Here is an 18,112-nt window from a genome sequence, read left to right as displayed (position 1 = left end):
GCTCTCCCTGCACGCCTCGGCTAATCCTTGGCGAGGGATGTCGCGACACGCTGTCCAGCGCCTGATGACCGTGCTGACGTTCGCGTTGGCGCTGGTCCTGCCGCTGACAGCGCGCGCTGCGATCGTCCCGGTGTGCGAGGACGACCGGATGACGATCGTCGCCCCGCCGGACGAGCCTTCGTGCACCGTCTTGACCAGCGTCGACGGCGCGACGGGCGAGACGAGGGACGCGCCGATCTGCGACCCCCGCGGAGCTTCCTCGGTCGCTCCGCCCCGCACCCTCCCGATCACCGACGCGCGGATCGACGCGGCGCCAGGCTGCGCCAGGAGCGATGGCGGCCCGATGGTCGGGCCGAACTCGCGGCACCCCGGCCCTGTGAGCGAGCTCTCCAGCGCCCCGCAGCAGGCGTTGCTCCTTCCTGACCTCGTCCTCCCTGCCCCGTGCGCGCCGCTCTCGCTCTTCTCGTTCGCGGCGGTCTCCGGAGGACCGCGTCCCGGCATCGCGCAGGGCGTTTACCACCCACCTCGATGAGGCGAGCTCGCCGGCAGCCCGCACCCGATCGCGCCGCGTGCTCTCTCGTGGACCGCAGCGCTCGGCGCGAGGGCGGCGCTGCCGCGAGGTCCGGAGCGCTTGCCGGTCTGACCCGAGCCTCCTAGGCGCTGGTCCGGTCCCACGTCGCGCAGGCTCGCCCTCTCGAGGCGACGTGCCAGCCGCGCCCGAGGCCGGTCGCTGGCGCCGGCGTGAGGGGTCGAGAGCGGCCCTGGCGCTCCGCGGGGGCTGCGCCGCGCGCACGCGGCGGCGGCTCCCTTGGCCCGGGGTGGTTCGCCGCCCCGGGAGCTCACGATTGGCGATCTTGTCGCGGGCGCTGCACCCGGTGCCGCGCCCGCGTTGAAGGAGGGGCCCGCCTGGCGGAGCCCCACCATGTTGAGAGAGGAAATATCATGAACAAGGGAACAGCCATCGTCGGCTTTCTTCTCTGCTTCATCGCAGGGATGGGGCTGATGTGGAGCATCGATCGGAGCGCCGGCTCGCGCGGGCATGAGATCTCGGCGGCCGTCGAGGATGGTCAGCCGTGGACCGACGAGGACGCGGCGGTCCCGGTGTCGTCGAAGGACCCCATGTGGGGCACGCGGGCGGCGCCGGTGACGATGGTCGTCTTCAGCGACTTCGAGTGTCCGTTCTGCAGCAAGGTCGAGACGACGATCAACCAGCTCAAGGACAAGTACGGTCCCGAGAAGCTGCGCATCATCTGGAAGAACAACCCGCTCCCCTTCCACAAGAACGCGCGCCCGGCGTCGCTCGCGGCCGAGACCGTGTTCCGCCTCGGCGGCTCGAAGGCGTTCTGGAAGTTCCACGAGCTCGCCTTCCAGAACCAGAAGAGCCTCACGCCCGAGAACTTCGAGAAGTGGGCCGGCGACGCCGGCGTCGACAGGGCGAAGTTCAAGGCGGCGTTCGATCGGCAGGAGTACATGGCCAAGATCGACGCCGACATGGCGGTCGGCAAGACCTCGGGCGTCACCGGCACGCCCGCCTCGATCATCAACGGCGTGTTCCTGAGCGGCGCTCAGCCGATCGACAAGTTCACGTCCGTCATCGACGAGCAGCTCAAGGCCGCGCAGGCGGCGGTCGCCGCCGGGACCAAGCCCGACAAGGTGTACGCGAAGCTCGCCGCGGAGAACAAGGCGAAGGCGCCGCCGCAGAAGGACCGCGAGCGCCCGCAGGAGGACGACAAGACCGTCTGGAAGGTGCCCGTCGGCGACGCCCCCGCGAAGGGTCCGGCCACCGCGCTGGTCACCATCGTCGAGTGGTCCGACTTCCAGTGCCCGTTCTGCTCCAAGGTCGTCCCGACCCTCGACGAGATCCTCACGACCTACGGGGACAAGGTCCGGTTCGTCTGGAAGAACAACCCGCTCCCGTTCCACCAGCGCGCCGAACCCGCGGCTGAGCTCGCCATGGAGGCCCGCGCGCAGAAGGGCGAGAAGGGCTTCTGGGACGCGTACTACCTGCTCTGGAAGAACCAGCAGAAGCTCAGCGACGACGACCTGCTCGGCTACGCCAAGGAGCTCGGGCTCGACGTCGAGAAGGTGAAGGCCGCGATCGCCACCAAGAAGTTCGGCGCGTCCATCGCCGCCGATCAGGAGCTCGCGGACGACCTGCAGGCGTCCGGGACCCCGCACTTCTTCATCAATGGCCGCCGGCTCGTCGGCGCGCAGCCGATCGACAAGTTCAAGGCGATCATCGACGAGGAGATCAAGAAGTCGGAGGCGCTGCTCGCCAAGGGCGTCGCCGCCAAGGACCTCTACGCCGAGATCATCAAGGACGGCAAGGAGCCGCCGCCGCCCGAGCGCAAGGAGGTCTCCGCGCCGGCGCCGAACAGCCCGTGGAAGGGCGGCGAGAAGGCCAAGGTCGTGATGCAGGTCTTCTCGGACTTCGAGTGCCCGTTCTGCAAGCGCGTCGAGGACACGGTCTCCCAGATCTCGAAGACCTACGGCGACAAGCTGAAGATCGTGTGGCGCCACCGGCCGCTGCCGATGCACAAGAACGCGCCGCTCGCGTCCGAGGCCGCGCAGGAGGCCTACACGCAGAAGGGCAACACCGGGTTCTGGGCGTACCACGAGGTGCTCTTCAAGAATCAGGGGCAGCCGGACGCCTTCTCGCGCGCCTCGCTCGAGAAGTACGCCGAGGAGCAGGGCCTCGACATGACGAAGTTCAAGAAGGCGCTCGACGCGAACACCCACAAGGCGTTCGTGGACTCCGAGAACTCCGTGGCGGACAAGGCGGGCATCAGCGGGACGCCGGCGTTCGTCGTGAACGGCTACTTCATCAGCGGCGCGCAGCCGTTCTCGAAGTTCAAGAAGCTCATCGACAAGGCCATGAAGGAGGCCGGCGAGACCGCGCCCGCCGGGCTGCCCGTCAAGAAGCCGGCGCCCGCCACGCAGCCGGCCGCCGCCCCCGCCGCGCCGAAGTGAACCGCCGCTGCGCGGTTCGCTCTCTCCCCTTCCCCTGACCCTCCCTGATCCCACCCGACGGGCGGCTCCCGCTGAGCGGCTGAGCCGCCCGCCTCCCCGCGCGACGCGGGCTCAATCTCCTTCTGCGCGCGTCGCCCGTGAGGCGTCGGCGCGCCGCTCCCACGGGAGGCGGCGCCGCGAGCCGCCCGCCCGCCGCCACCCGCTCCGTGGTCGCGGCCTCAGCCGGCGGAGCGAAACCGTGAGCGCCCCTCGGAGATCCACCACGCGCGGTAGCGCTCCTGGGCGGCCTCCCGCTCCTGCCGCGGCAGGTCCTCGTAGTAGCCGAAGTACTCCTTGGTGACGCCCTTCAGCTCGTCGATCGCCGCGCGGCGGATGGCAGGCTTCTCGTGCGTGAGCGCGTCGATGATCCACTCGATGCGATGGCGCTCGCCGTTCCTCGACCACCACGACAGCCACCTGCGCGCCTCTCGGCCGTGATCGTCCCGCGTGATGACGACCAGCGCCCGCGCCGCCGCCTCGACGATCGCCTCGTGAGGATCGGTGAGCGCGCTGATGAGCGCCGGCACGCTGGCTCCGGAGCGGATCTCGGACATCGTCTCGATGGCCGCGAGCCGCCGCGCGGACGCCTCCTCGCGGTCGCGCGCAATGTGATCGAGCCCCTGCAGGATGGGGCCGCCCGCAGGCGGCGCCGCGATGAGCGAGGCGGCCGACTGGATCGCGATCCGCCGCACGGCGATGCTGTCGTCGAAGAGCCGTGGGAGCAGCGCGTTGGCGGCCTCCGGGTACGTCAGCTCGCCGAGCACGTGCGTGGCCCACAGGCGCACCTCGGGATCGGGCGAGGCGCTCCGCACGGTCATGAAGGGCAGCGCCGGGCGCCGGATCGCGACGATGAGCTCGAGCAGCGGCCCGCACTGGGAGGCGGGGGGCACGGTGGCGACGATCGCGGCGCCCTCCGGGCCGGCGAGCTGCTCACGGAAGCGCTGACGATCGACCCGGAGCGGACCAGGAAACCGCGCGGCGACGATTGAGATCGCCGTGTCGCCGTTGCGCACGAGCTCGGCGAACGCCCTCGCGCCGGCCTCGCCGCCCGCGAGGACATGTTGAAGGAGCGAGCTGTACTCCGCGCGCAAGTCGCCGGCCGGCGACGGCGAGACCGCGGCGCGCCGCTCGGACGGGGGCCTCGCGTACGCCGTGGCGCTCTCGACGGCAACAGGCGTACGGCGGCGCCATGAGGGCCGCCCCGCGGCCGGCGCCGGCCCGAGCTCCCGGTGCTCTTCTGCGCCCGGCGTGATCGAGCTGTCGAGCATCCACGGAGGCCGTGAGTACCGCTTCGTCCGCGCCTCTTCCGGCTCGCCGAGATCGAGGTCCTCCGACGCCGAAGGGACCGGCGCCGCTGGGATCTCGAGGTCGGGGATCTCGTCGATGATCGCCGGCGCCGACGACGCCGCGGCGCGCGGCGCAGGCAGCGGCGTGACCGTCGGCATCATCGGCGCTGTGACCGCCGGCATCATCGGCGGCGTGACCGCCGGCATCATCGGCGCCGTGACGGCCGTGCCGGACACGACGTCCACGTCCACCTCGAGGCCCGAACGGAACTGCGGCTCGGAGCCCATACGCTGCGCGTGCTGCGTCGGGGCCGGCGGGATCGTCGAGCTGAAGGCCATCGCATGCGCGACACCTTCGTCCGGCCGCACGGGCTCGGTCTCCACGCCGGTGCCGCGAAGGCCGAAGGCCCGCGCGACGGCGTCGATCCCAGAAGCGCCGTCCTCCGTGGTCCAGCCGCCCTGCGGCCGCACGGCTTGCGGCGCGACGTCGGAGGAGCCGGCGGGCGGGGGCTCTCCCGCGTCGCGGTCTGCATCCGCCGCAGGCAGCTGCGCGCCCGCGGCAGCGACGTGCGCGCCGTGCGCGTCCGCGCGGACCATGCTGCTCAGCTCCATGAGCGCGGCGCGGGTGCGCAGGGAGAGCGGTCCCTCCGTGGCCTGCTCGTCCATCGGCGCAGCGGCGTCCTCCGAACGCGCGGCGGCGTCCTCCGGAGGCACGGGCGCGGGATGCTGCGGCGCGGGCGCGGGATGCTGCGGCGCGGGCGCGGGATGCTGCGGCGCGGGCGCCTTCTGCTGAGGCGTGACGGCCTCGTGGGGCGCCGGGCCGTCGCTTTGCTGGGCTCCGCCGCTGCGGTTCTGCTTCTTCCGCAGGATGAGCCGCTCCAGCACCGTCGCCGCGATGCCGGCGAGCGCGATGAGGTCTCCGATGCTCGAGAGCTCGACCGAGGTGGCGCCGTCGTCGCCGTAGACGAGCGCGACGACGCGGCCGCGCACGACGATCGGGACGACCGCCACGGCGGCCGCATGGACCTTCCTGCCGAGCTCGCGCTGGAGCTCGGCGTCAGGCGCGCTGCCGGCGACGGCGGTGACGACCGGCGCGCGGAGCGCGCGCGCCCTGGCGAGGGCGCTCGGACGTTCGAAGGGCACGGCGATCTTCGTGACGCGCTCGCGCTCGGCGCCTGGACCTGAAGCGTTGCGGCCTTCAGCGCGCTCGCCGTGCACCGTGAACAGGACCGTGTACTCGAAGTACTGTTGAGCGAAGTCGAAGAGGACGCCGAGCACCTCTTCGCTCGATCCGACGGCGGCGAGCGCCTGCTCGGCCATGGCCAGCGTGAAGGGGCCCTTCCGCCTCTGCGAAGCGGATGCAGACCGTCCCGCCTCGCGCATGGCGACCTTCGCCGCCGGTGCGCTCGAGGAGAGCTCGCGTCGCTCCGCCGGAGTTGCCGCAGGTGCCGACGCCGCGGGTGCCGGCGCCGCAGGCGCTGACGGCACGGGTACCGGCGCCTCAGGTGTCGAACCTGCGGGTACCGATGCCGCCGTTGTCGACGCCGTGGATGCGGATCCGTCGGGCTGCTGCTGGAGCGCCGCAGCGGCTCGCGGCAGCGGCTCTTGCTGAGGCCGGTGTGCAGCAGAGGCCCGCTTCAGCCAGCCCGTCAGGAGCTGAGTGCCTGGCGCTGGCGAACGCACGCCGGACAGCGCCGACGCCGGCGAGGCCGCTGCTGTCGGCGCCGGCTCCGGGATTTCGACCGGCGGCCCCGGGGCTTCCACGCGCTGCGACGTGCGCACGGCCTCCGATGGCGCCAGCAGCGAAAGGTGCGGCGCGAGCTGCTCGGAGCGCGGCGTCGGCACTGCCGGCTCGATCGCCGGCTCTTCCTGCAACGCGGCCGCCTGGCGGGTATGCGCGGCCGCCTCACCAGGAGCTGGCGCGGCGCGCTGTGAAGCGACCGCCTCGATCCGAGGCATGTGCGCCTCGGGATAGCGGAGCAAGGAGAGATCGAGCGGATACGCAGCGACGACCGTCGGCTCGTCATCCATCTCGTGGAGCGGCGGCTTCCTCGGCGTGGGCACCGCCTCGTTGAGCGCGACGTCCGCGACGACCGTGTCCTCGTCGTAGATAGAGGTCAGCGATTCGACCGTCGGTGCATCCTCGATGCTGGGTCGCTTTTGCTGGGTCTCAGCGGCATCCTCGGGCTCATCGACGCTGGCCAGCGAAGCCGCCTCGACTCCTGGAGGCGACGTGGGGCGGACGCCTGCAGGTGAATCCGCATCGGCGCCAGGGGGCGAGGCGGCAACGAGCTCGGCCGATGGATCCGCGACGATCTCGGCGGGCAAACTCGCGTCGATCTGCGCGGACGAGCTGGCGTCGACCGCCGCGTGTGGAGCCGCGTCGGTGCCGGCAGGTGAGGAGGGCGGCGGCGCCGCCGCCGGCGGGACTGCAGCGGCGACCGCAGGGCCAGGCTCGTTCGCCAGGCTCGACGCGCTCGACTCGTTGGGGCTCGGCTCGGCGCGCGCGTCGAGCTGCTTCACCAGCCGCGACAACCGCCGCTCCAGGGCCACGCCGTAGTGCTCGGCGAGCGCCTGGCGGATGCGCACCAGCGGCGCGGCGAGCTGCCGCAGGCTGACCCCCAGCGCGAAGCTCAGCTCCTCCGCCACGGGCAACGCGAGGGGCTCTGCCGTGGCGATGACGAGCGTCGCCTCGCGCTGCGGGGCTCCCGTCGCTGCCACGTCGAGGCCTGCGCGTACGTCGAGGGGGAACACGCGGTGCTGGACCGCGAGATCGACGGGGATCGTCCGGAGCACCTCGGGCGACGCGGGCCGCAGCCGGCCCACGGCGGGCGGGAGCCCGAGGCTCTCCGCGAGCAGCGCCGTGAGCTCTCGCTCACGCACCGCACCCAGCTCCAGCACATTCGTGGCGAGATCGCCGCCGTGGAGCACTTGGCGGGCGATCGCCTCCTCGACCACCCGCATCGAGGTAACCCCATGCTGCACGAGGAGAGAGCTCAGCGTCGGCATCGAGGCGCATTCATCGGTGGGCGGTGGAAGTTGGAGCACGCTCGCGACGTGCGACCCCGTCCATCCTAGACGAAGTCTTCATCGGACACGATCCGCGTTGCGAGCCCAGGGCGGGATCTCATCCGTCATCGCCGCTCGCGCTCGCCGCGCGGCCGCGACCCGTCGTTTCGGGCGAGCCGGGGGGAGAGCCCCGCCGAACGCCGCCGAGAGAGCACGTGAATCGCAGCCCCGTCGCGGAGAGCCCCGAGGCCGGCTCCGTCGAGCCGCCGTCCGCGCGCTCGGACGTCGGCTCCACGGTCAGCCCGCCCCCGTGCGCACCGAGGATGCCACGCGCGATCGCGAGCCCGAGGCCCAGCCGCTCTCGACGGCGCGGCGCGACAGGGTCGGCGGGGATCGCCCCCCGCTCGCCGAACGGATCGAGCAGCCGGGCGAGCGGCTCGGGCGCGACGGGGCCGGCCTCGTCGATGACGGTCACCACCGCCTCACCGCCAGAGATCGAGACACGCATCTGCACGGGGCGATCGCGCGAGCGCAGGATGGCGAAGCCGAGCACGTACTCGATCGCCACCCGGAGCAGCTCCGGATCCCCCTCCACGGGCGCGCCCCCGTCGGGCTCGGCATCGAACGAGATGCGCACGCCACGCGCGGTGGCCGCTTCCTCGAGATGCCCCGCCGCGCGGCGGGCGAGCTCGCCAGCATCGCACGCGGCGATCGCCATGGGACGGCTCGCGTCCGCGCGGAGCCAGATGGAGTTGTCGAACTCGTCGAGCAGCCGCTTCAGCCGCTCGCCCGCACCGCGCACGCGCTCCAGCATGTCCCGCGGCGCCGCCCCGAGGTCCTTCTGGTAACGCAGGAGATAGTGGACCCCCGCCAGCATGGTCGCCAGCTCGCCCCGAAGATCGTGGCCCACACGCGCGAAGAACTCGTCATCCATCCACATAAACGCCTGCTCCGAATATGCAGCAGCGCGGACCGCGAGCATCAGACGAGCAAGCCAACTGTCGTCGGGGCTGCCCCGAAACAGCGGTCGCCGGAGGCTGGGGGTGAACCGCGCAGAGACCCCCATCTGCGCTGGACAGTTGATGGTTGCGGATAAGCGACCTGGGCACAAGGTGTACCTGGGGTTCGGGTTCCGCCTCCACCAGCGCGGGGGGGCCTTTCCAGAAACGCCGGCGGGAGGCCGTTGCTCTCCTTCCATGGTTCCATGGTCATGCTTCCGCGCATCAGCGCATCGAAGCCCGAGCACCTGGGGAGCGCTGTCAGCCGAGCCACGAGCGGGGGAGCATGTCCGAGGCAGAGCGCAGAGAGTTCACCGAGCATCACGACGAGCAGGGAGACGAGGATACCCTGGTGATCGAGCGGCGGCGCCGGGTCCTCATCGTCGATGATGATCCCGATTTCCTCGTCATGGCGGAGGCGGCGCTCGCTGCGCACGGCTTCCTGGTAGAGCGGGCAGCCGGCGGGTTGCGTGGCGTGTTCCTCGCGACGCAGGACGTGCCGGATGTGATCCTGTGTGACCTGAGGATGCCCGGCATCGACGGCTTCGTCGTCGCCGAGGCGCTGCGCGCCGATCCGGCGACCCAGCACGTCGCCATCTTCGCGTGCACTGGCCGGCGCGATCTCGAGGCCCGCGCCGCCCTCAACGCCTCGGCATTCGACGGTGTGCTCGTGAAGCCGGTCGACTGGGACAGCGCCGCTCGTTTGCTCCACGAGATCGTCGGCGTCCGCCGACCCTACGGACCTACCTAGGCCACGTCAGGAGCAACCTGAAACCCCTTCAGGGCAAATGCAGGATAACCCCTGCGCGGGAGGGGAAATGCCCGGCATTATGCCCGCAATCAGGTATACAAACATGACGTGACCCGAGCGGATCGCCCCCCTACATGACCCCGCGTGAGAGGCCGGCCGAGCGATGCCGGAGCCCCTTACGACCGATCGGGCGGCGCGGCGCGCCGAGGAATGGAAAGGTTCACTGGGATGGAAGTGAAGTCTGATGACAACGCGGTCTCGCCGCTCGTCCTGGTCGTGGACGACTTCCAGGACAACCGGGAGATGTTCGCGGAGTACTTGTCTTTCTCCGGGTTCCGCGTGGCCGAGGCGGCGACGGGGCGCGAGGCGCTCGACCGCGCCTTCGAGCTGATCCCGGACCTCATCCTGATGGACCTCTCGCTCCCCGAGATCGACGGCTGGGAGGCGACGCGCCACCTCAAGAGCGATCCTCGCACCATGAGGATCCCCATCGTCGCCCTCACAGGTCACACGCTCGCGGGGCACTCGCGCGAGGCGAAGGACGCGGGGTGCGACGCCTTCCTGACGAAGCCGTGTCTGCCGGACACGCTCGTGCTCGAGATTCGCCGCCTCCTGTCGCGCGGCAGCGCGTCATCGCAGCCGGAAAGCGCGCCCTGACGCGCCGCGAATCCCCTCTCCACGGAATCGACGAAACCTACACAGCGCTCGCGAGATCCGCGAGGCGCGTGCCCTCCGCGAGACGGCGGCGAGACCGCGAATAGCGCACCTGCGCTCCCGCGCTGCCAGGACTTGACTGCGGCACCACCTGACTATTCTCGGTGCGGTCTTTCTGGCTAACTGAGGGCTTGAGAGGCACGAGGGGACAAGAATGGCGGGGGTGACGAGAAAAAAAGCCGGGAAGAACGCAACGGACGGCGCGGACGCAGCGCACGGCCGCACGCTCCGTGGGCGCACCACGGCGGCGCCCCTGCGCGCTCCGAAGCGGGGCTCGACGTCCGCTGCGGCGAGCGGGCCTCGATCCGCGGGACCGGCGACCCTGCGCGCCAGGGCGCCCAGGCGATCGAAGGCGGACGCGGAGCGGCTCGCCCCGCGGGGCGACGCGGCCAAGCGCGAGCGGATCATCGAGGAGCAGCGCCAGCTCCTCGAGCGCCGCGCGGAGGCGTCAGAGCGCATCCTGCGCGAGACCGTATCCACCATCTCTCACGACCTCAGGAACTCGCTGAGCGTGATCGTCGTGAGCGCCCGCATGCTGATGCGATCCGTCCCTCAGGAGGGCCCGGGTAGGCGGCAGCTCGAGGCGATCACCCGCGCAGCGGACGAGATCAACCAGCTCGCGCAGGACCTGGTCGACGCGATGAGCATCGAGAACGGCTCGCTGAAGGTCGGCAAAGGCGCGCACGAGGTCGAGCCGATCCTCGACAAGGCGATCGAGCTCGTGGCGCCCACGGTCGCGCTGAAGCCGCTCGAGATCGCGAAGGAGCTACCGCACGAGCTGCCGCCCATCGCGTGCGATCGGGAGCGCATCGTCCAGGTCATCGCCACCCTGCTCGGCAACGCCATGCGCTTCACGCCGAAGGGCGGACGCATCACGGTGCGCGCCGAGCCGTCGGGCACCGACGCGCGATTCTCGATCTCCGATACCGGACCTGGCATCTCCCCGGATCAGCAACCGCTGCTCTTCGCCCGTCACGCGCCCCCTCGAAGGCCCATGGGACAAGGGATGGGGCTCGCGGCGTTCGTCACCAAGGGCATCGTGGAGGCCCACGGCGGTACGATCTGGGTCGAGAGCTCGCCCGGCCAGGGCAGCACGTTCTTCTTCACCATCCCCGCCGCCGGGCTCTCGGTGCGCACAGCCACCTGAAGGGCACGAGGGTCACCGGGGCGCGCCCCGAACGCTGCGCGCGATCAGGCGGGCTCCCCCCTGACACGGAGCGCGCGCAGCGGGTGCGCGCGGCGTCAGGCCGGTCCGAGCGCCGAGAGCCAGCGGCGGAGGATCGTGCGACCCTCGGACAGCTTTCGAAGCGACGACCACTCGTTGCGCTGGTGCGCCTGGGCGTTCTCGCCGGGGCCGAAGTTGACAGCAGGCACTCCGAGCTCCGCGAAGCGGGCCACGTCGGTCCACGCCTGCTTCGGCTCGACCGCGGCGACGCCCGCCTCGCGCAGCGCGACGACGAGCGGGTGCGACGCGTGCGGCGGCGCCGAAGGGCTGAGGTCGCGCCAGGCGATCTCGGCGCGGCCGTCCACGAGCGCCTCGATGGTCCGCTGCGCCTCCTGGATCGACGTCCCAGGCGGGAAGCGGTGGTTCAGGTTCATCGTGAACTCGTCCGGAACGACGTTCCGCCCGCGCCCGCCCTGCGCCATCGTCGCCGTCGTCACGGCTCGGTAGACGAAGCCGTCGATCTCGACCTCGCGCGGCGCGAGCGCGGCGAGCTCGCACAGGAGCGGGCCTGCCTTGTAGATGGCGTTCTCCCCTTGCCACGGCCGCGCGCTGTGCGCCGTCCGCCCGCGGAACGTCAGCCCCGCGTGGAGCGACCCGCTCGCGCCGAGGCTCAGCCGGTTGTCGCTCGGCTCGAGGCACACCGCGAGATCGAGCGCGCGGAGGTCCGGCTCGCGCTCGATGACCAGCGCGAGCTCGTTCTCCAGGTACGGGCCCTCCTCCCGCGCGTAGAACACGAGCGTCAGATCCACGCCCGCGATCGCCTCCCGCTCGCCCTCGACGAGGTCGAGCATCAGCGCGAGCCCTGACTTCATGTCGCTCGCGCCGGGGCCGTAGAGGCGATCCCCCTCGATCCGCGGCGGCCCGTCGTGCGAGGTGCGCACCACGTCGAGGTGCCCGGCCAGCGCGATCTTCGGGCCGCCCGTGCCCTGCGTCACCTGCACGACGAGCGAGTCGCCGTGGCGGCGCACCGGCGCGGCGAGCCGAGCCCGATCGAGCCGCTCCGCCACCGCGCAGCACAGCTCCTGCTCTTCGCCCGTGGGCGACGGGACGGAGCAGAGCCAGAGCAGCGTGTCCGCGAGATCGGCCGCGGCCGCCGCGGCCGCGTCGGAGCGCGCGCTCACACCGGCACCGCGAAATCTCGCAGCGCCGCGTTCAGCGACACCTTGCGATCCGTCGCCTCGCTCCGCTTGCCGATGATGAGCGCGCAGGGGATCGAGAACTCCCCTGCGGGGAAGCGCTTCGGCCGCGTTCCCGGGATCACCACGCTGCGCGCGGGCACCCGGCCGCGGTGCTCGACGACCTCCGGCCCCGTGACGTCCAGGATCGCCGTCGACGCGGTGAGCACCACGCCGGCGCCGAGCACCGCCTCCTCCTCGACCACGACGCCCTCCACGACGATCACGCGGGAGCCCACGAAGACGCCGTCCTCGATGATCACCGGCCGCGCCCCCGGCGGCTCGAGCACTCCGCCGATGCCGACGCCCCCGGCGAGGTGCACCCCTCGCCCGATCTGCGCGCAGCTGCCGACAGTCGCCCAGGTGTCGACCATCGACCCCGAGCCGACCCACGCGCCGATGTTCACGTAGCCGGGCATCACGATCGCGCCCTGCTCGAGGAACGCGCCGTAGCGCACCGTCCCCGGCGGGACGACGCGCACGCCCGCCTTGTCGAGGCCGCGCTTGAGCGGGATCTTGTCGTGGAACTCGAAGGGGCCGACCTCCATCACGCTCATGCCGCGGAGCGAGAAGTAGAGCAGGATCGCCTCCTTGATCCACGCGTGCGTCACCCACCTGTGCGGGGCGCCCTCGCCGGTGGACGCCGCGCCTTCGCCGCCCGCCTGCGCGGTCTTGTCGGGCTCGGCGACGCGGAGCAGGCCTTGATCGAGGCTCTCGATCGTGCGGAGGACCGCGGCCTCGTGCGCGGGCGAGCGGAGGAGCTCGCGGTCGCGGAACGCCGCCTCAACGAGGGACTTCATGGATTCTTCGGTGGCCATGGCGCCGCCTTTAGCACGGCCGAGCCAGCACCGGCACCGGGGTCAGAACGTCATGGTGACGACGCGCCCGCCCGTCCCCTCGACGAGCTCGATGCGCGCGCGGCGCGCGACGACGCGGGCCACGGCGGCCGCCCGCTCGCCGCCGTCGCGCAGCACCACGTCGAGGGCGACCGCCGGCGCGCCCTCGCGCGGGCCGCGCTCGGCGATGCGTACCATCGAGCGCCCGTCCGAGAGGCGAGACACGGTGAGGTGCGGGCTCGCCACGCCCGCGGCGCTGACCATGCCGACCGCGAGCTCCATGAGCCCGCTCACGGCGCGCACGTCGCCCTCCACCTCGTTGGCGCGGCCATCGGAGGAGGCGATCGAGATGCCGACCACGGGTCGCCCCTCGGCCGGGGCGGCGCTCCAGTTGCGGAGCACGTCGATGAGATCGAGCGGCGTCGGGCGCAGCTCGAGGGTCGCGATCACGAGCTCGGACAGGCGAAGCGCGCCGCTCAGCTCCCGGGCAGTCCTGCGCACCGACGCCTCGAGCCCGAGGCGCTGCCGCGCGTCGATGCCGCGCTCGGAGCCGCCGCGATCCGCGCGGCCGCGGCCAGAGCCGCGCGGCGGCGAGGCGCCCGCCGCCGCGCGGGACAGCTCGTCCGTGAGGCGCGCGACCTCGACGCCCGCGTGGCCGAGGACCGCGCAGGCGGCGTCGGCCGCCGCGGCGTCGGCCGCCGCGGCGGAGTCTGTCTCGACGAAGCCGTCGCGGACCGCCGCGGACAGGCTGTCGAGGGCAACGACGAGCGCCGCGCACCCCTCGCACACCTCGGGCAGCGCGAGCGCGACCCCGCGCGGCCCGACGCGGCGCGAGCCGAGCAGGTGCGCGAAGCTCTCGATGCCTGCCGCGCCGTCCCGCGCCGCGCCGAGCGCAGCCGCGAGCCGCTCGCCGAGCATCAGGCCGTCGCGCTCGGGGCGACCTCGTAACCCGCGAAGAAGTAGGCGATCTCCCGCGCGGCGGTCGCCGGTTTGTCGGACCCATGGACCGCGTTCTCGCCCACGTTCGCCCCGTAGAGCTTGCGGATCGTCCCCGCCGCCGCCTTGGCCGGGTCCGTCGCGCCGATGACCTCGCGGTACTTCGCCACCGCGTCCTCGCGCTCGAGCGCCATCACCAGGATGGGGCTGCGCGACATGAACGTCACGAGCTCGTCGAAGAAGCCGCGCCCCCGGTGCTCCGCGTAGAAGCCCTCGGCCTCCGCGCGGGTAAGCTGGATGCGCTTCATCGCTTTGACCGTGAAGCCCTCCTGCTCGAGGCGGGCGACGATCGCGCCGGCCGTGTTCTTTTCCATCGCATCAGGCTTGATGATTGAGAGAGTTCGCTCGAGGGCCATGGGCGGCCCAGTTAGGCGAAAACGCCGAGCGTTGCAAGCGCCACGCATTCCGTCCTGGGAGTCCGCCGCCCGCCTCGCTGCACGATCCGCCGCCCGGCCGCGCTTCCGTCATCGCTGTCCATCCCGCCGCACCGCTCCAGGCTGCTCTCCCGGCCGCGCCCCCGGTTGCGGATCGGCCGCGTCCGATCCCCCCGAGGTCTCTCTCGCCTCTCCGCGCTCTCCTCGCGCTCGCGCTCCACCTCGTCCTTGTCGCAATTCCGTCTCGCGAGGGCGACGCACGACACGCGCGATCGCCATCAAGCTGTCACAATGCGCTGCTACATACATCCGCCATGCCGAGCCATGTGCTCATCGTGGAGGACGAGCGCGACCTGCAGCGCGTTCTCACCTACAATTTCCGTCAGGCCGGGTTCGATGTGGTGTCCGCCGGGAGCGGAGAGACAGCGCTCCGGGCGGTCAAGGAGGAGCGGTTCGATCTCGTCCTGCTCGACCTGATGCTCCCGGACATGTCGGGCACGGAGATCTGCCGCCGCCTCAAGCAGAACCCGCAGACCTCGGCGGTGCCCGTCATCATGGTCACGGCCAAGGGCGAGGAGATCGACCGGATCGTCGGTTTCGAGCTCGGGGCCGACGACTACGTCGTCAAGCCGTTCAGCGTGCGCGAGCTCATCCTGCGCGCCCGGGCGATCCTCAAGCGCTCGGAGAGCCCGGCGTCGGCGCCGGAGAAGTTCGACTTCGGCATCTTGCGGGTCGACCGCGCCGCGCACCGGGCCTGGGTTCAGGAGGCCGAGATCGCGCTGACCGCGCTCGAGTTCCGCCTGCTCATGATGCTCTACGATCGCCGCGGGCGCGTGCTGTCGCGCGATCTCCTGCTCGACGAGGTGTGGGGCTCGCACGTCGACGTGACCGCGCGCAACGTGGACACCCACGTGAAGCGCGTCCGCGAGAAGCTCGGGGCGGCGGGCGATTACATCGAGACCGTGCGCGGCGTCGGCTACCGGTTCCGCGCCGAGCCCGAGGTCGCCTAGAGGGCCCATGCGCTTGCCGAGGGGGCTGGGCATCGGCGCGAAGCTCGCGGCGGGGACGGTGCTCGCCCTCCTCGTCGCTGGCGTCCCGATCGAGCGCCTCGCCGCGCGCGATATGGAAGCGGCGCTGCTCGCGGAGCACAGCCCGCGCGCCGCCGTCGACGCCGCCCTGCTTCGCTCGCGGCGCGCCCTGCTGCTCGGTATGGGCGCCGTGATCGTCGTCGCCGTCTCGGTCGGCGCTGCCACGGCCTTCTTCGTCACGCGCCCGATCCGGAGGCTGACCCGCTTTGCGCAGGCGATGTCCGAGGGCGACCTGTCGACGCGCGCCCCGCTGCGCGGCTCGGGCGAGCTCCGCCAGCTCGCGCGCGCGCTGAACCACCTCACGGGCGAGCTCTCCCGCTCGACCGCCGAGGTCCGGACGGAGCGCGCCCTGCTCGCGGGCATCCTCGACGGGATGAGCGAGGGCGTCCTCGTGCTCGATCGCGACGGGAGGATCCTCCTCGCCAACCGCGCGCTCCGCGCGATGGCCTCCCTCGGCGAGGACGCGCTCGGTCGATCGGTCATCGAGTCGATCCGCAACGCGCGGCTCACCGAGGCGATCCAGCTCGCCGGCAAGCGGGACGAGCCGGTCGACGTCGAGGTCGAGCTCGGGCGGACGCTGCCGAGGCGGCTGCTCGTGCGCGTGTCGCGCCGGAAGGGCCCGGAGCGGCTCGGGCACGATGAGCGCGAGGCCCTCGCCGCGTGGGGCGCGGATCACGACGGCGCGTCCGCCGAGCCGGGGCTCATCGCGGTGTTCCACGACGTCACCGACCTCCGCCGGCTGGAGACGATCCGGACCGACTTCGTCGCCAACGTGTCCCACGAGCTGCGCACCCCGGTCACCGCGATCAGCACCGCCGCCGAGACGCTGCAGCTCGGCGCGCTGAAGGACCCCGACGAGGCCGCCGAGTTCGTCGACGTGATCGATCGGCACGCGAAGCGCCTCCGCCACCTCGTCGACGACCTGCTCGACCTCTCCAAGATCGAGGCGAAGAACTTCCGCCTCGCGCTGTCGGAGCTCGACATCGCCCCCGCCATCGAGCACGTCACGCAGCTGCTCGCCGAGGCGGCGCGCCGGCGCAGGGTCACGCTGACGGTCGACGCCTCCGCGCTCCCGCCCGTTCGGTGCGACCGCCGCGCGCTCGAGCAGGTGCTCATGAACCTGCTCGACAACGCCATCAAGTACGCGGGCGAGGGAGCTCACGTCACGGTGAAGGCGCGCTCGGCCGATCAGCAGGTGACGCTCGCCGTCGCCGACGACGGCCCCGGTATTCCGCCTCACCACCTGGGCCGCATCTTCGAGCGGTTCTACCGGGTCGACGCCGGCCGCTCACGCGATCTGGGCGGCACCGGTCTCGGCCTCGCCATCGTGAAGCACCTGGTCGAGCTGATGAACGGCTCGATCGAGGTCGAGAGCGCCATCGGCCGCGGCACCCAGTTCACCGTCCGCCTGGCGCGCGCCGGGTGATCCACGCGAACCACGCAAAGCCAGGAAAGCGCGGTGCTCGCTGTTCCACCTTGCCGTCACGGAGCTGTCACAAACCTCGATTACGCCTTGCTGTGCATGGCTCGAATTCTGCTCACCCTGGCGATGTTCCTCCTGACCGCGGCGTGCGGTCGCTCCGATGCCCCCCAAGAAACCGGCTCTCTCCCCGGCGCGAAGAAGGACACCGCGCCGCAGCCGACCGCTGACGGGGACATCACGTTGACGGGCGCGGGTGCGACGTTCCCGTACCCTCTCTACACGAAGTGGATCGCTGAGTTCCAGAAGGCCAACTCCAAGGTCAAGATCAACTACCAGTCCATCGGCTCCGGGGGTGGGATCCGGCAGATCACCGAGCGGACCGTCGACTTCGGCGCCTCCGACGCGCCGATGAACGAGGAGCAGCTCGGGAAGGCCGCCGGCCTCCTTCACCTGCCGACGTGCCTGGGCGCGGTCGTGCTGACCTACAACCTCGAGGGTGTCGCGTCTGGCCTGAAGCTCACGCCGGAGGCGGCCGCGCACATCTTCCTGGGCAAGATCAAGAAGTGGAACGATCCGGCCCTCCAGAAGGAGAACCCGGACGTGAAGCTCCCCGACAAGGAGATCGCGACGGTCCACCGCTCGGACGGCAGCGGAACGACCAAGATCTTCGTCGATTACCTGAGCGCGGTCAGCCCGGAGTGGAAGAGCGGACCTGGGACCGGGACAAGCGTCAACTGGCCTGGCGGCCTCGGCGCCAAGGGCAACGACGGCGTCTCCGCCCTCATCACGAGCACGCCCGCCTCGATCGGCTACATCGAGCTCGCGTACGCGATGCAGAACAAGCTCACGTTCGCCTCGCTCAAGAACAAGAGCGGGAAGTTCATCACCCCGTCGCTGGAGAGCACGACCGCCGCAGGCGCCGGCGCCGCCGCCAGGATGCCGGACGACCTCCGGATCTCGCTCGTGGATGCCGAGGGCGAGGACGCATACCCCATCGCCGGCTTCACGTACCTCCTTGTGTACCAGGAGCAGAAGGACCTCGCGAAGGGCAAGGTGCTCTCCAACTTCATCAAGTGGGCGATGCAAGACGGCCAGAAGTTCACGAACGACCTCCATTACGCCCCGCTGCCCGCGGCGGTCGTCGAGAAGGTCAACAAGAAGCTCGCCGCGTTGGTCGGCCCTGACGGCAAGCCCCTGCTCGTCCCATGACCCCAGGAATGCGCGTCAG

14 protein-coding genes are annotated in these 18,112 nt (G+C 71.5%); 8 read left to right on the top strand and 6 right to left on the bottom strand.

Annotation, left to right across the window (positions count from 1 at the left end; genetic code table 11):
- Nucleotides 1-37 precede the first annotated feature (37 nt).
- A complete protein-coding gene (locus WME82_RS16550) occupies nucleotides 38-532 on the top strand; it encodes a hypothetical protein (RefSeq protein ID WP_437872317.1) in 495 nt (164 codons plus the stop codon).
- A 410-nt stretch (nucleotides 533-942) separates the two neighbouring features.
- Nucleotides 943-2,970, top strand: coding sequence for a DsbA family protein (locus tag WME82_RS16545; protein WP_438043613.1), 2,028 nt, complete (start codon nucleotides 943-945; stop codon nucleotides 2,968-2,970).
- 218 nt (nucleotides 2,971-3,188) lie between these two features.
- Here WME82_RS16545 and WME82_RS16540 read toward each other — a convergent pair whose 3' ends face one another.
- Together WME82_RS16540 and WME82_RS16535 are read right to left on the bottom strand one after the other, a co-directional pair.
- Nucleotides 3,189-7,304: a hypothetical protein gene (locus WME82_RS16540; protein ID WP_438043612.1), complete on the bottom strand. Its 4,116-nt coding sequence runs from the start codon at nucleotides 7,302-7,304 to the stop codon at nucleotides 3,189-3,191.
- Between the two features lie 118 nt (nucleotides 7,305-7,422).
- A complete protein-coding gene (locus tag WME82_RS16535) occupies nucleotides 7,423-8,286 on the bottom strand; it encodes a sensor histidine kinase (RefSeq protein ID WP_438043611.1) in 864 nt (287 codons plus the stop codon).
- 302 nt (nucleotides 8,287-8,588) lie between these two features.
- On the opposite strand from WME82_RS16535, the gene WME82_RS16530 reads away from it, so the two are divergent.
- The 3 genes from WME82_RS16530 to WME82_RS16520 all read left to right on the top strand — a co-directional run bounded on the left by WME82_RS16530 (nucleotide 8,589) and on the right by WME82_RS16520 (nucleotide 10,914).
- Nucleotides 8,589-9,053 (top strand): response regulator, encoded by a 465-nt coding sequence (locus WME82_RS16530; protein ID WP_012235586.1) that lies wholly within the window; start codon nucleotides 8,589-8,591, stop codon nucleotides 9,051-9,053.
- Between the two features lie 228 nt (nucleotides 9,054-9,281).
- Nucleotides 9,282-9,710 (top strand): response regulator, encoded by a 429-nt coding sequence (locus tag WME82_RS16525; RefSeq protein WP_012235585.1) that lies wholly within the window; start codon nucleotides 9,282-9,284, stop codon nucleotides 9,708-9,710.
- A gap of 211 nt (nucleotides 9,711-9,921) precedes the next feature.
- Nucleotides 9,922-10,914, top strand: a complete 993-nt coding sequence (locus WME82_RS16520; protein WP_437746430.1) for a sensor histidine kinase — start codon at nucleotides 9,922-9,924, stop codon at nucleotides 10,912-10,914.
- 95 nt (nucleotides 10,915-11,009) lie between these two features.
- Here WME82_RS16520 and dapE read toward each other — a convergent pair whose 3' ends face one another.
- From dapE to ndk, 4 genes are read right to left on the bottom strand one after another with little or no spacing between them, the layout of a single operon-like run.
- Nucleotides 11,010-12,113: a succinyl-diaminopimelate desuccinylase gene (dapE, locus tag WME82_RS16515; protein WP_438043610.1), complete on the bottom strand. Its 1,104-nt coding sequence runs from the start codon at nucleotides 12,111-12,113 to the stop codon at nucleotides 11,010-11,012.
- Complete coding sequence (locus tag WME82_RS16510) at nucleotides 12,110-12,985, bottom strand: 2,3,4,5-tetrahydropyridine-2,6-dicarboxylate N-succinyltransferase (RefSeq protein WP_438043609.1); 876 nt, start codon at nucleotides 12,983-12,985, stop codon at nucleotides 12,110-12,112. The genes dapE and WME82_RS16510 overlap by 4 nt, the downstream gene beginning before the upstream one ends.
- A 42-nt stretch (nucleotides 12,986-13,027) precedes the next feature.
- On the bottom strand, nucleotides 13,028-13,921 hold the full coding sequence (locus WME82_RS16505) for a hypothetical protein (RefSeq protein WP_437872311.1): 894 nt from the start codon (nucleotides 13,919-13,921) through the stop codon (nucleotides 13,028-13,030).
- Complete coding sequence (gene ndk, locus WME82_RS16500) at nucleotides 13,921-14,355, bottom strand: nucleoside-diphosphate kinase (protein WP_437746426.1); 435 nt, start codon at nucleotides 14,353-14,355, stop codon at nucleotides 13,921-13,923. Before ndk ends, WME82_RS16505 begins: the two co-directional genes overlap by 1 nt.
- Nucleotides 14,356-14,687: 332 nt before the next feature.
- On the opposite strand from ndk, the gene WME82_RS16495 reads away from it, so the two are divergent.
- The 3 genes from WME82_RS16495 to pstS all read left to right on the top strand — a co-directional run bounded on the left by WME82_RS16495 (nucleotide 14,688) and on the right by pstS (nucleotide 18,093).
- Complete coding sequence (locus tag WME82_RS16495; protein ID WP_012235579.1) at nucleotides 14,688-15,383, top strand: response regulator; 696 nt, start codon at nucleotides 14,688-14,690, stop codon at nucleotides 15,381-15,383.
- 7 nt (nucleotides 15,384-15,390) lie between these two features.
- Nucleotides 15,391-16,887: an ATP-binding protein gene (locus WME82_RS16490; protein WP_438043608.1), complete on the top strand. Its 1,497-nt coding sequence runs from the start codon at nucleotides 15,391-15,393 to the stop codon at nucleotides 16,885-16,887.
- 96 nt (nucleotides 16,888-16,983) lie between these two features.
- Nucleotides 16,984-18,093 carry a phosphate ABC transporter substrate-binding protein PstS gene (gene pstS / locus WME82_RS16485; protein ID WP_438043607.1) on the top strand — a complete coding sequence of 370 codons (1,110 nt, stop codon included), beginning with the start codon at nucleotides 16,984-16,986 and terminating at the stop codon, nucleotides 18,091-18,093.
- Nucleotides 18,094-18,112: the final 19 nt, after the last annotated feature.

Source organism: Sorangium sp. So ce128 (assembly GCF_051525245.1).
Taxonomy (GTDB): Bacteria; Myxococcota_A; Polyangia; order Polyangiales; family Polyangiaceae; genus Sorangium; species Sorangium cellulosum_B.
Note: the sequence above shows the minus strand (reverse complement) of the source record. Positions and strands in the feature narration are given on the sequence as shown.

Excerpts from the sequence above, each read along its gene's own strand:
- WME82_RS16550 (WP_437872317.1), top strand. The coding sequence starts at position 38 with ATGTCGCGACACGCTGTCCAGCGCCTGATGACCGTGCTGACGTTCGCG.
- WME82_RS16545 (WP_438043613.1), top strand. The coding sequence starts at position 943 with ATGAACAAGGGAACAGCCATCGTCGGCTTTCTTCTCTGCTTCATCGCA.
- WME82_RS16540 (WP_438043612.1), bottom strand. The coding sequence starts at position 7,304 with ATGCCGACGCTGAGCTCTCTCCTCGTGCAGCATGGGGTTACCTCGATG.
- WME82_RS16535 (WP_438043611.1), bottom strand. The coding sequence starts at position 8,286 with ATGCTCGCGGTCCGCGCTGCTGCATATTCGGAGCAGGCGTTTATGTGG.
- WME82_RS16530 (WP_012235586.1), top strand. The coding sequence starts at position 8,589 with ATGTCCGAGGCAGAGCGCAGAGAGTTCACCGAGCATCACGACGAGCAG.
- WME82_RS16525 (WP_012235585.1), top strand. The coding sequence starts at position 9,282 with ATGGAAGTGAAGTCTGATGACAACGCGGTCTCGCCGCTCGTCCTGGTC.
- WME82_RS16520 (WP_437746430.1), top strand. The coding sequence starts at position 9,922 with ATGGCGGGGGTGACGAGAAAAAAAGCCGGGAAGAACGCAACGGACGGC.
- WME82_RS16510 (WP_438043609.1), bottom strand. The coding sequence starts at position 12,985 with ATGGCCACCGAAGAATCCATGAAGTCCCTCGTTGAGGCGGCGTTCCGC.
- WME82_RS16505 (WP_437872311.1), bottom strand. The coding sequence starts at position 13,921 with ATGCTCGGCGAGCGGCTCGCGGCTGCGCTCGGCGCGGCGCGGGACGGC.
- ndk (WP_437746426.1), bottom strand. The coding sequence starts at position 14,355 with ATGGCCCTCGAGCGAACTCTCTCAATCATCAAGCCTGATGCGATGGAA.
- WME82_RS16495 (WP_012235579.1), top strand. The coding sequence starts at position 14,688 with ATGCCGAGCCATGTGCTCATCGTGGAGGACGAGCGCGACCTGCAGCGC.
- WME82_RS16490 (WP_438043608.1), top strand. The coding sequence starts at position 15,391 with ATGCGCTTGCCGAGGGGGCTGGGCATCGGCGCGAAGCTCGCGGCGGGG.
- pstS (WP_438043607.1), top strand. The coding sequence starts at position 16,984 with ATGGCTCGAATTCTGCTCACCCTGGCGATGTTCCTCCTGACCGCGGCG.